Raw genomic sequence first — 13,106 nt, forward strand, 5'->3', positions numbered from 1 at the left:
CCTGAAATGAGAGAAAATCATGTCTAAAAAAGACTCTTTATCACGTTTTTTATTCGAAAAAAACGCGGTACGTGGCGAATTGGTCAATGTGACTGAAACCTATCAATCAATGCTTGAGAATCACCATTATCCTGAGCCAGTTCAACACCTTCTGGGTGATTTGCTGGTGGCTACTAGTTTGTTAACAGCTACGCTTAAATTTGAAGGCGATATTACGGTTCAAATACAAGGTGATGGCCCTGTACGACTGGCAGTGATCAATGGAAATAACAATCAACAGATGCGTGGTGTTGCGCGTATTGGAGATGATGTTAAAGCTGGGAGTACCTTAAAAGAGATGATCGGGAATGGTTTTATGGTCATCACGGTAACACCTGAAAAAGGTGAACGTTATCAAGGTATTGTTGCTCTTGATGGTGAAACTATTGAAGCCTGCATTGATAACTACTTTAAGCAATCAGAACAGTTACCTACACGCGTATTTATTCGTAGTGGAATGCAAGCGGGCAAGCCAGCCGCGGCGGGTATGTTATTACAAGTATTGCCAGCATCAGAAGAATTCACCGCAGAGCATACTGCTGAACATTTTGAATTGCTCACACAGTTAACACATACAATAAAAGCTGAAGAGCTATTTACGCTAGATACTAAAGAGATCTTACATCGCTTATATCACGAAGAAGATGTCACTCTTTATGATCCTCAACTTGTTGAATTTCATTGCACTTGTTCGCGTGAACGTTGTGAAAATACATTAGTAACATTGTCGAAAGAAGATGTGAACCATCTGTTGCAAGAACAGGGAAATATTGATATGGAATGTGAGTATTGTGGAACACATTACATCTTCACAGAGAATGATATTAATAATATCAATAAGTTGGATGAATCTGAATTGCACTGATTCGATTTAGCAAGACTGTTTTATCCAAAGGACGCTATTTTGCGTCCTTTTTTATTCAACAATATTTCTTTAGTTTTGTGCATTAGCTCTCGTTCTTAACATAAAAAAATTATAAATTTTCAAAATATTGATAACAATCGCTGTTAATTACTCGTAACACCTTAATATTATTCGTAGAAAGGTCTATTTATCAGGAGCGAAACTATGAGCGTTAAAGGTCTTACCCCTAAGGATCTCCAGCAGTACGGTATTAAGGACACGAGTGAAATCATTTATAACCCAAGCTACGAGCTGTTATTTAATGAAGAAACCAAGCCAGGATTAACAGGTTATGAGCGAGGCACACAAACCTCGTTAGGCGCTATTGCTGTTGATACAGGTATATTTACTGGACGTTCTCCGAAAGATAAATACATTGTTCGTGATGATGTTACTCGTGACACCGTATGGTGGGCAGATCAGGGTAAAGGTAAGAACGATAATAAGCCACTTTCACAAGAAGTGTGGACTGACTTAAAATCATTAGTAACCAATCAGCTATCAGGCAAACGTTTGTTTGTTGTCGATGCATTTTGTGGTGCGAATGCAGACACACGTTTAAAAGTGCGTTTTATCACAGAAGTTGCTTGGCAAGCGCATTTTGTTAAAAATATGTTTATTCGTCCTGAACAAGAAGAGCTGGAAAATTTCACACCAGACTTCATTGTGATGAACGGAGCGAAATGTACAAATCCAAATTGGAAGGCACAAGGTCTGAATTCAGAAAACTTCGTTGCTTTCAATTTAACTGAACGCATTCAGTTAATTGGTGGTACTTGGTACGGCGGCGAGATGAAGAAAGGTATGTTCTCTATGATGAACTACTTCCTTCCTCTTAAAGGTATGGCTTCTATGCACTGCTCCGCAAACGTTGGCGAAAGTGGTGATGTTGCTATTTTCTTTGGTCTATCTGGCACTGGTAAAACAACTCTTTCAACCGATCCTAAGCGTAAGCTAATTGGTGATGATGAACATGGTTGGGATGATGACGGTGTGTTTAACTTTGAAGGTGGCTGTTATGCAAAAACAATCCACTTATCAAAAGAAGCTGAACCCGATATTTATGGTGCAATTAAACGTGATGCACTGTTAGAAAACGTGGTTGTGTTATCTGACGGCTCTGTTGATTTCGACGATGGCTCGAAAACAGAAAACACCCGCGTTTCTTACCCTATTTATCATATCGATAATATCGTTAAACCCGTTTCCAAAGCAGGTCACGCTAAGAAAGTTATTTTCTTAACAGCGGATGCTTTTGGTGTGTTACCTCCTGTTTCACGTTTAACACCAGAACAGACGCAATACCACTTTTTATCAGGTTTCACGGCTAAACTTGCGGGAACTGAACGTGGTGTGACAGAACCAACGCCAACGTTCTCTGCTTGTTTTGGTGCGGCATTCTTATCTCTGCATCCAACACAGTACGCTGAAGTATTGGTAAAACGTATGCAAGCATCAGGCGCAAAAGCCTACTTGGTTAATACAGGTTGGAACGGTACAGGTAAGCGTATTTCAATTAAAGATACACGCGCGATTATTGATGCCATCTTAAATGGTGATATTGATAAAGCACCGATGAAAACATTACCAGTATTTGATTTAGAGATCCCAACAGCATTGCCTGGCGTTAACAGCGAAATCTTAGATCCTCGTGATACCTATACTGATAAAACACAATGGGATACTAAAGCAGACGATCTTGCCGATCGCTTTGTGAAAAACTTCGATAAATATACGGATACCCCAGCGGGTCAAGCACTGACTAAAGTTGGACCAAAACGTTAATTACTATTCGCGTGAATAAAATATAGCGTGAATAAAAACACCAAACTCACAGGATGTGATTTTGGTGTTTTTTATTTGAGAGCGTTAAGACAAAAAAATGAGAAAAAAATCCCTGAAATGCGAGAAGATTTCAGGGAATAGAAAAATAAAGTGAAATAGTTTATTAGAGAAAAAGTGACTTTAGAGGGTGGTTGCCCAACTATGCTGTTACAGGAGGTAAATCAAACAGTAAAATTTCACTATCTTCATCACCAACGAAACGGATCATATCTTCATTAGCAATTGCTACACCATCACTGGTGGTCGCAATAATGTCATTAATCGTTATTTTACCTTTCACAACTTGTAGCCAAACATGGCGACCCGCTTCGGCTTGATATTGTGCTTCTTCACCTTTTTTCAGGTTCCAGCGCCATAGCGTCATATCTTGGAAGACTTTTAAAGAGCCATCACGGGCATCTGGCGATAAAATAAGCTGTTTACTCACTGTCGTATCAAAACGGCGCTGATCGTAACGTGGTGTGATACCGACGGTATTTGGCATAATCCAAATTTGGTAAAAATGCAGTCCTTTATCACTATTCGGATTATATTCTGAGTGAGTAATACCTGTACCTGCACTCATTATTTGAAACTCACCTGCGGGAACATTTTCTTTATTACCCATGCTGTCTTTATGCTCAATATTGCCTTCAAGAACATAGGTTAAAATTTCCATGTCTTTGTGTGGATGAGTACCAAAACCTTCACCGGGGATGACGCGATCTTCATTAATGACTCGTAATGCAGAAAATCCCATAAAATCACGATCGTAATAATTTGCGAAAGAGAAGGTATGCCAGCTATCTAGCCAACCATGATTAGCGTGTCCTCTTTCATTTGCTTTGCGTAGATAAATCATAATGTGTTCCTTCTCTGAAGTTGTTGAACACAGTTTACTCAATAGCGCAAAGTAAAAAAGCGGAGGAATTTAACCTGGGGATCCAAATAATTTGAATAAGAGGAAACAAAAACATCGAATAAGTTTTAGAAAAGAAAAAGCCAGCACCCGGCTGGCTAAAGTAAAACACTGGAAGCAATGTGAGCAATGTCGTTCTTTCATATGACCCTGAAGGTGGTGCATCTGAAAGTGTTATTGATGATAATAGTTCTCAGTATCATTTGTAAAGCCCTTTTTTTAAGCAAATTAGAAAAAAGAGTCAAAAAAATCTTAACTTACTGATTAACGAGTTATTTTATTTTAATAATTTTTTAAAACATTAATATAACCAAATAGTTAACAATATTCTTTATGGGGTCATTTATAGAAAAAAGAAGAAAAAATGTGGCATAAAACCAGAGAAAAGGAAGGGGAATAAGGTATTTTGAATCGCTACCGAGTAATACAAGAAGAAAAAGCCATCACTGATTGATGATGGCTGGTTTTTATTATGTATGACTTATAAGTTTAAAGAATTATAAAGCCAATATTTATAACTTTAATATTGGCAAATTTATTTATTATTGCTCAACAACAGTTGATTTTGGTGTAGAGATAAGGCTCTGTGCACAGGCATAAGCTGAACTCCATGCCCACTGGAAGTTATATCCACCTAACCAGCCTGTTACATCAACTACTTCACCAATAAAATAGAGTCCTTTTATTTTTGTGGCTTCCATTGTTTTAGAGGAAAGGGCACGAGTATCTACGCCACCCAGAGTGACTTCTGCGGTACGATATCCTTCAGTACCATTGGGCTGAACTTGCCATTCTTGTAGTAACGTTGCAATTTGTGTAATACGTTCGTTACTAAGTTGAGTCAAAGAAACATCAGGTAACTGTTTATTTTCTATCATTATTTCAATAAAGCGCTTTGGTAATAAGCGAGAAAGCGTATTTTTTAATGATTGATTCGGATGCTCTTGACGTTTTTCTTGTAGATGGCTTTCAAGATCAATATTCGGAAGTAAGTTAATACTCACATACTCACCCGGTTGCCAATAACTAGAGATTTGCAAAATAGCTGGCCCTGAAAGACCACGGTGAGTGAAAAGAATGTTCTCTTTAAAACTCGTTCCATTCTTTGCTGTTACAATTGCAGGTACAGCTACGCCAGATAGCTGACTTAATTGCTCAAGTTGAGGTTTATGCAATGTAAAAGGAACCAATCCTGCGCGTGTTGGTAAAACTGAAAGCCCAAATTGCTCTGCAACTTTATAGCCAAAAGGGGTGGCACCTAAACCGGGCATAGAAAGACCGCCACTGGCAATAACCACCGAAGGCGTTGCAATAGCTTTTCCATCAACAAAAACAGTAAAGCCTACATCTGTTTTCTCAATTTGCGAGACTTCACTACGTAAGCGAACACTTACTTTCCCTTTTTGGCACTCCGTGAGTAATAAATCAACAATTTGTTGCGCTGAATCATCACAAAATAGCTGCCCTAGCGTTTTTTCATGGTAAGCGATGTTATGTTTTTGCACTAACTCAATAAAATCCCATTGTGTATAGCGAGCAAGTGCTGACTTACAGAAATGTGGATTCTCTGATAAATACGCCGAAGGTTCGATATACATATTGGTGAAATTACAACGTCCACCACCTGACATTAGAATTTTACGGCCTGCTTTTTTACCATTATCGAGGACTAAAACAGATAATCCTGCTTGTCCTGCTAAAGACGCACAAAAAAGCCCCGCGGCACCTGCACCTATAATTACTGTATCGTATGATCCCACAATGATGTCTCGTTCTTGGTTTTCTCTGACTACTTAATCAATGATTTTCGCGTAAGATCAGAGTATTTTTGTAAAATTATATGGAGAAATCTGCATTTTTCACCTAAATTCGTATTAGCAAGGAAAAAAATTGTCAGAAATTTACTTTTTTTTTATTTTTATTAATTTAATGATATATAAGGAATTATCTTAAAAAGACTCTGATTTTCTTAGTTATCAAATCAAAAAAAGGTTAAATTTCGCTTCCACCGTTCGCATTTGTCGCTGATAATGCGCCGCGTTCATGTCCAACTAACTGGCTTAACGTCTATGCTACATTTGTTTACTGACCTAGAATTTCATACAGGTTTAATGTTGGTTTTAGCACTGTTATTTGTGCTATTTTATGAAGCTATTAACGGCTTCCATGATACCGCAAATGCGGTAGCAACTGTTATTTATACTCGTGCTATGCGTGCGCAATTTGCGGTCGTGATGGCGGGTGTATTTAACTTCCTTGGAGTTTTGCTCGGTGGATTGAGCGTAGCTTATGCTATCGTTCACTTGTTACCGACAGATCTTCTGCTGAATGTGAGCTCGGCTCATGGCCTCGCCATGGTCTTCTCGTTGCTGTTAGCCGCCATTATCTGGAACTTAGGTACATGGTATTTCGGTATTCCAGCATCAAGTTCACATACGCTGATAGGTGCTATCATTGGTATTGGTTTAACAAATGCTATCGTGACAGATTCGTCTATCGTTGATGCGTTAAACGTACCTAAAATGATCAGTATCTTCCTGTCGCTCATTCTTTCACCTATTATCGGCTTGGTTATTGCGGGCGCGATGATTTTCTTACTACGTCGTTACTGGAGTGGTACGAAAAAACGTCGCCGTATTCACCTGACACCAGCTGAACGTGAGAAGCAAGATGGTAAGCGTAAGCCGCCATTTTGGACTCGTACTGCACTGATTTTATCTGCAGTTGGAGTAAGTTTCTCTCATGGTGCAAATGATGGGCAGAAAGGTATCGGTCTTATCATGTTGGTATTAATTGGCGTGGTGCCTGCGGGCTTTGTCGTCAATATGAGTGCGAGCGGATACGATATCACCAAAACTCATGATGCAGTTGTACACTTACAACAATATTATGAGAAACACCAGCCAGCGCTACAGCATGCTATTGAGAACACACCAGTAGTACCAGCACAAGCTGATGCTAGTGATACAGATTTCCATTGTAATAGCGCGAGAACGCCAATTGTTCTGAATCAAACAGAACAAATGCTTGCAAATATTAGCTCTTATGATGAGCTAACAGCAGACCAGCGTGCTCAAATGCGTCGATTACTTATGTGTATCGCTGATACCGCAACAGAAGTGGCTAAATTACCAGAAACTAGCGCCCAAGATGCACGGTTCTTAAAAACATTGAGTCGTGACCTGCTAAACACCGTGGAATATGCTCCAATTTGGATCATTATCGCAGTGGCATTAGCGCTCTCTATTGGGACAATGGTAGGTTGGAAACGCGTTGCAGTAACAATTGGTGAGAAGATTGGTAAAAAAGGTATGACTTACGCTCAAGGGGTTTCTGCTCAGGTAACAGCAGCAGTTTCCATCGGTGTAGCAAGTTATACGGGTATGCCTGTATCAACAACACAAGTTTTATCATCTGCAGTTGCAGGTACTATGATTGTTGATGGTGGTGGTGTTCAAACGAAGACAGTGAAAAACATTGCACTGGCTTGGATCTTAACATTACCAGTTAGCATTGGTTTATCAGGTTTACTTTATTGGATATCGCTGACATTTATTGTGAATAGCTGATAACAGTAAATTACCCAAGTTTGTTTATAAACGGTGACTTTTAGTCACCGTTTTTTTGTTTTTGTCACTACCAGAAAAGCATCGCAATTAAACTTGCGACAGCCAAAATACAAAAACGGCTGACAAGATAAAATTGCCGATAAATTCGCTCGCAACGCATAATAACTTCAGGATTATGATGGTTGATGTATTGGCGTTGGTTAATATAGCGGATAAGTCGCAACTGTTTTGAAAATTGCCCATGCATAGTAAAAAATCCATTGCCATCTACCGATTGGTAGAGTAAAGGATCAGATTGGCGCAATATGGTGAGTAATACCCGAATAGATGAGAAATAACGCACCATATTAATCAGGCAAAGAATACATAGCGCCCAAAAGACAACAATGACATTAAACATAATCCCCTCCCTAGAATAATAGATTCTGAGATGAGAAAACCTTTACCAACAAGGGTTACTTTTTTCTCTAATTTAAGTTTAGGTGAAATTAAGCAATAAACAAAAGTGACTTTTTCAAGTTGTTTCCTTTTTCAGAAAAAAAGATAAAAAATAACTCTAAAAGGGTGTTTTTGTTGTTTTTTATACTCAATTCTCATTATTATGATGATATTGTCGGTGAATGACATCGTGCTAATCTAAAATGGTGTATATTGTTATTTATCGATAGATGCTTTCTTGATGAATTTGACATAAGTTGTGATCAAGACGGCATCTAACTTTCATCTTAAAACGTTATATTTAATACATAGGATTTAGGCTTAACCGCCTTTCCAACCGATTAATCAGCTTATGGAAGGAGTTCACGATGGCTTATAAGCATATTCTAGTGGCAGTTGATTTATCCCCTGAGAGTAACGTCTTAGTACAGAAAGCTGTATCTATGGCAAAACCCTATAATGCCAAAGTTTCCTTAATTCACGTTGATGTTAACTACTCTGATCTTTATACCGGTCTAATTGATGTCAACCTCGGTGATATGCAACAACGTATTACTGATGAAACCCGTAACGCGTTAAAAGACCTCTCTGATAAATCAGGTTATGAAATTCAGGAAACCCTGAGTGGTAGCGGTGATTTAGGTCAAGTTCTGGTTGATGCGATTAAGAAATACGATATGGATTTAGTCGTTTGCGGTCATCACCAAGACTTCTGGAGCAAATTGATGTCATCAGCACGCCAACTAATTAATACTGTGCATGTTGATATGCTAATTGTTCCTCTGAAAGATGATGAATAATAATCGTTTGCTTGTTTAAGCAAAAAAAATGCCTGCTTATGCAGGTATTTTTTTGCCTAAAATTCCCATTTTTCCTGCTGTTAAATAGAGTCAACCTTTTTTTTTTGTCTAATTATGAAAAAAATGTCTTGAAGTGTGAATACATTTTAATGATATATTCAAGAAGCAAAACAACATCAACCTCACAAAACCCAAAAATATTCCGAATAAATGAGGTTATGCCAACATCACATTACACAAAAAAGGAATAGCTGAATGAATATATCTGGCTCATTATCTTCGTTTTTAGAAGGGGTAGAAAAATATAACGCTCATCAGCCTGAGTATCATCAGGCGGTTCGTGAAGTTTTTACCACTTTGTGGCCTTTTTTAGAGAAAAACCCACAATATCGTGAACAATCATTACTTGAGCGCTTAGTTGAGCCTGAACGTATTATTCAGTTTCGCGTCTGTTGGTTAGATGATAAAGGGCAAGTGCAGGTTAACCGTGCATGGCGCATTCAATTTAACTCAGCCATTGGCCCTTACAAAGGTGGTATGCGTTTTCACCCATCAGTGAACCTTTCCATCCTAAAATTCTTAGGTTTTGAGCAAACATTTAAAAATGCATTAACTACATTACCGATGGGAGGAGCCAAAGGAGGTTCTGATTTTAACCCTAAAGGCAAAAGTCATGGGGAAGTTATGCGTTTTTGTCAGGCATTAATGACTGAACTTTATCGCCATTTAGGCGCCAATACGGATGTTCCTGCTGGTGATATTGGTGTGGGTGCACGAGAAGTTGGCTTTATGGCAGGTATGATGAAAAAGCTGTCTAATAGCAATGAATGTGTCTTTACAGGTAAAGGCCTTTCATTCGGAGGCAGTTTAATCCGCCCAGAAGCCACTGGGTACGGTTTAGTTTACTTTACTAACGCGATGCTTAAACGTCATGGTATGTCTCTTGAGGGAATGCGTGTGGCGGTTTCTGGCGCAGGTAACGTTGCACAGTTCACTATCGAAAAATGTTTAGAGTTAGGTGCTAAAGTCATCACTGCATCAGATTCAGGTGGCACTGTGGTTGATGAAGCTGGATTTACTACTGAGAAACTAGCTCGTCTCACTGAAATTAAAAATAATTACGGTCGTGTTGAAGAGTACGCGAAAGAGTTTGGTTTAACGTATCTTGAGGGGCAACAACCTTGGGCTGTTCCTGTTGATATTGCTTTGCCTTGTGCAACACAAAACGAGTTAGATTTAGAAGCAGCCAAAGTACTTATCAAAAATGGTGTTAAAGCCGTTGCTGAAGGCGCAAATATGCCAACAACAATTGCAGCAACTGATGCCTTTATCGAAGCGGGTGTCCTTTTTGCACCAGGTAAAGCAGCTAATGCGGGTGGTGTTGCAACTTCTGGTTTAGAGATGGCGCAGAATGCGGCACGTTTAAGCTGGAAAGCAGAGAAAGTGGATGCTCGCTTACATCACATCATGTTAGATATTCACCATGCTTGTGTGAATTACGGTGGTGAAGGTAAGCAGACTAATTATATTCAAGGTGCAAACATTGCAGGCTTTGTTAAAGTCGCTGATGCAATGCTGGCACAAGGTGTGCTGTAAATTGTACCTATTCTGAACGGGTGTTAAACACCCGTCAGATTTCAAATCTAATTTATTTTTCCCTAGTATGTAAGTGGTTACACACAAGGATAAATATCAAAACGGTGATTTTTGGTTGTTACATTGGCATGTGCAGGCTGATTATTTAATGGCTCTGCATAATCGGGGCGTTTTACGACGACACGTTTTTTCGCCAAAGTGATTGCTGGTTCGAGTAATGCATCTGCATCTTCATCAGCACCCACTAAAGACTGAAACACTCGCATCTCTTTTTTTACTAATGCGCTTTTGGCCTTATGTGGATACATCGGATCAAGATAGACGACATCAGGAGGCGGCGTGATCTCAGTGAGTGCTTGAGCAGAAGAGGCATGAATTAATATCATTCTCTCTTGCATCCATTCGCCAATGTCAGTATCTAGATAGGCACGTTTTAGTCCGTCTTCAAGTAATGCTGCAACGACTGGGTGACGTTCTACCATTCTGACTTTGCAACCAATAGATGCTAATACAAACGCATCACGACCAAGTCCTGCTGTTGCATCAACAACATCGGGTAGATAGTCTTTTTTGATCCCTACAGCTTTTGCCACCGCCTCACCTCGACCACCGCCAAATTTACGACGATGTGCCATGGTGCCTTCTACGAAATCGACATAGATGCCCCCTAATTTAGGTTCATCTTGTTTGCGTAATTCAAGGTGAGTAGGCGTTAACACTAAAGCCATGATTTGCGTTTCGTCGTGAACTAATCCCCAACGTTGCGCTAAATCAGATAAGGCGCTGTTATCAGCGCCTTCTTCACAAAGTAAACAGATATTCACATATCATCCTTTAATGCCGTAGCCTTTGAGCATAGCATCAAGTTTTGGTTCACGACCACGGAAGCGTTTGAACAGCTCCATTGGCTCTTCTGAACCACCACGAGTTAAAATATTATCAAGGAATGATTGACCTGTTTCGCGGTTAAAAATACCTTCTTCAGAGAAACGAGAGAAGGCATCAGCAGCCAGGACATCCGCCCATAAATAGCTGTAATAACCTGCGGCATAGCCACCAGCAAAGATATGGCTAAAGGCATGAGGGAATCGCGCCCAAGGTGTTGAAGGAACAACAGAAACTTGCTCTTTCACACTGGTTAAGGTTTCCATCACACGAGCCCCTTTAGCGGGATCATATTCAGCATGTAAACGGAAATCAAACAGACCAAATTCTAATTGGCGTAATACAAACATCGCTGACTGATAATTTTTTGCTTTGAGCATATTATCAAGCATTGCCTGTGGTAATGGTTCACCTGTTTCATAATGGCCAGAAATAAAGGCTAATGCTTCAGGCTCCCAACACCAGTTTTCCATAAATTGGCTTGGTAATTCAACGGCATCCCAAGGCACGCCGTTAATACCAGCAACATCAGCGGTATCAATTTGCGTTAACATGTGATGTAAGCCATGACCAAACTCATGGAACAGTGTGGTGACTTCATTATGAGTAAACAGTGCTGGTTTATCACCTACAGGCTTATTGAAGTTACAGGTGAGATAAGCAACAGGGTGTTGTAGCTTGCCATCGGCATGACGCATTCTTCCCATGCAATCATCCATCCAAGCACCGCCACGTTTGTGTTCGCGTGCATATAAATCAAGATAAAAGCTACCGCGTAAGGTGTTGCTTTCATCATAAAGCTCAAAGAAACGGACATCATCATGCCAAGTATCGATATCGTTACGCTCTTTGGCTGTTAAACCATAGATACGATGAACAACTTCAAATAAGCCGCTTAGAGCACGTTGTTCTGGGAAGTAAGGACGTAGTTGTTCATCATCGATTGAGAACAGGTGTTGTTTTTGCTTTTCGCTGTAGTAAGCCAGATCCCATGACTCTAATTTATCAACGCCATAGTGCTCTTTTGCAAATTGAGTGAGCTCAGCTAATTCTTCTTTACCTTGCGGGTGGGCGCGTTGTGCTAAATCAGTTAAAAAACTAAGGACTTGCTCTGGAGACTCTGCCATTTTAGTGGCGAGTGATTTTTCAGCGTAGTTTTTAAAACCAAGCAATTGAGCAAGTTCATGGCGTAATGCGAGGATCTCAGCAATAATCTCACTATTATCCCACTGGCCGGCATTGGGACCTTGATCAGAGGCACGCGTACTATAAGCAATGCTCATCTCTTTTCTAAGTTCACGATTATCTGCATAGGTCATAACTGGAAGGTAACTTGGCATATCAAGCGTTAATAGATAGCCGTCTTGCTCTTTCGCTTGTGCGATAGCTTTTGCGGCATCAATCGCACTTTGAGGCATACCTGATAAATCTTCTACATTAGTAATTAATTTAGACCAACCCATTGTGGCATCTAATACATTATTACCATATTTAGCACCTAATTCTGACATACGCGCACTGATTTCACCAAAACGTTGTTGTTTCTCTTTTGGTAAACCGATGCCTGATAATTCAAAGTCACGTAATGCGTTTTCAATCGCTTTTTTCTGTGGTTGAGTTAACGCATTAAAATCAGCACTTTCTTTAATTGATTTATAAGCTTGATATAAGCCTTCGTGCTGTCCCATCCATGTACTGAATTCAGATAGTAACGGTAAACTTTGTTCATAGGCTTCACGTAGTTCAGCACAGTTTTTAACCGAGTTTAAATGGCTAACGGGGGACCAAACACGAGAAAGCTTATCGCCTGTTTCTGCTAATGGTTGGCAAAGGTTATCCCAAGTAAATTGAGTATTATCAGCCAGCAATTTTTCAACTGTTTCACGGTATGTGGTTAAAACTTCTTTTAGTGCAGGAACAACATGTTCTGGTTTGATAAGGGAAAATGCAGGTAATCCCGTTGTGCTAAGTAATGGATTTGACATAAAAAACATCCTGTATTTTGGTTTGCAGTGACGTAAAACACACGACTGAGTTTATTCGTTATAGATAGTAAGATGAGGATGAAACTGTATAAGTTCAATAGTATCGCGGTAATTATCGGAGGTTTTACTCAAAAACGGGATTATTTT

Annotated in this window: 10 protein-coding genes; 5 read left to right on the forward strand and 5 right to left on the reverse strand. The window is 39.6% G+C overall.

The genetic code is table 11. The annotated features are described in order from the left end of the window. Window positions 1-19 precede the first annotated feature (19 nt). Window positions 20-904, forward strand: coding sequence for an Hsp33 family molecular chaperone HslO (hslO, locus tag GTK47_RS02665; protein WP_165122044.1), 885 nt, complete (start codon window positions 20-22; stop codon window positions 902-904). A 204-nt stretch (window positions 905-1,108) separates the two neighbouring features. Further along, complete coding sequence (gene pckA, locus GTK47_RS02670; RefSeq protein ID WP_165122045.1) at window positions 1,109-2,728, forward strand: phosphoenolpyruvate carboxykinase (ATP); 1,620 nt, start codon at window positions 1,109-1,111, stop codon at window positions 2,726-2,728. A 199-nt stretch (window positions 2,729-2,927) separates the two neighbouring features. Here the strand turns inward: pckA and GTK47_RS02675 are convergent, their stop codons facing one another. Together GTK47_RS02675 and GTK47_RS02680 are read right to left on the reverse strand one after the other, a co-directional pair. Next, window positions 2,928-3,629 carry a pirin family protein gene (locus GTK47_RS02675; RefSeq protein ID WP_023583128.1) on the reverse strand — a complete coding sequence of 234 codons (702 nt, stop codon included), beginning with the start codon at window positions 3,627-3,629 and terminating at the stop codon, window positions 2,928-2,930. A gap of 599 nt (window positions 3,630-4,228) precedes the next feature. After that, window positions 4,229-5,446: an NAD(P)/FAD-dependent oxidoreductase gene (locus GTK47_RS02680; RefSeq protein ID WP_165122046.1), complete on the reverse strand. Its 1,218-nt coding sequence runs from the start codon at window positions 5,444-5,446 to the stop codon at window positions 4,229-4,231. A 309-nt stretch (window positions 5,447-5,755) separates the two neighbouring features. Here GTK47_RS02680 and pitA point away from each other — a divergent pair, with 309 nt between their 5' ends. Further along, window positions 5,756-7,255 (forward strand): inorganic phosphate transporter PitA, encoded by a 1,500-nt coding sequence (gene pitA, locus GTK47_RS02685; protein WP_165122047.1) that lies wholly within the window; start codon window positions 5,756-5,758, stop codon window positions 7,253-7,255. Window positions 7,256-7,322: 67 nt separating this feature from the next. Here pitA and uspB read toward each other — a convergent pair whose 3' ends face one another. Next, the gene (gene uspB / locus GTK47_RS02690) at window positions 7,323-7,655 is read right to left on the reverse strand and encodes a universal stress protein UspB (RefSeq protein WP_075672586.1); all 333 of its coding nucleotides are present in this window, start codon (window positions 7,653-7,655) and stop codon (window positions 7,323-7,325) included. 406 nt (window positions 7,656-8,061) lie between these two features. Between uspB and uspA the strand changes: the two genes are divergently transcribed. Continuing rightward, window positions 8,062-8,493, forward strand: coding sequence for a universal stress protein UspA (gene uspA, locus GTK47_RS02695; protein WP_023583131.1), 432 nt, complete (start codon window positions 8,062-8,064; stop codon window positions 8,491-8,493). Window positions 8,494-8,748: 255 nt separating this feature from the next. Further along, window positions 8,749-10,089 (forward strand): NADP-specific glutamate dehydrogenase, encoded by a 1,341-nt coding sequence (gene gdhA / locus GTK47_RS02700; RefSeq protein WP_075672585.1) that lies wholly within the window; start codon window positions 8,749-8,751, stop codon window positions 10,087-10,089. Window positions 10,090-10,166: 77 nt separating this feature from the next. Here gdhA and rsmJ read toward each other — a convergent pair whose 3' ends face one another. Together rsmJ and prlC are read right to left on the reverse strand one after the other, a co-directional pair. Beyond that, window positions 10,167-10,913 carry a 16S rRNA (guanine(1516)-N(2))-methyltransferase RsmJ gene (gene rsmJ, locus GTK47_RS02705; protein ID WP_165122048.1) on the reverse strand — a complete coding sequence of 249 codons (747 nt, stop codon included), beginning with the start codon at window positions 10,911-10,913 and terminating at the stop codon, window positions 10,167-10,169. Between the two features lie 3 nt (window positions 10,914-10,916). Further along, window positions 10,917-12,959 carry an oligopeptidase A gene (prlC, locus tag GTK47_RS02710; RefSeq protein WP_165122049.1) on the reverse strand — a complete coding sequence of 681 codons (2,043 nt, stop codon included), beginning with the start codon at window positions 12,957-12,959 and terminating at the stop codon, window positions 10,917-10,919. Window positions 12,960-13,106: the final 147 nt, after the last annotated feature.

Source organism: Proteus sp. ZN5 (assembly GCF_011046025.1).
Classification (GTDB): domain Bacteria; phylum Pseudomonadota; class Gammaproteobacteria; order Enterobacterales; family Enterobacteriaceae; genus Proteus.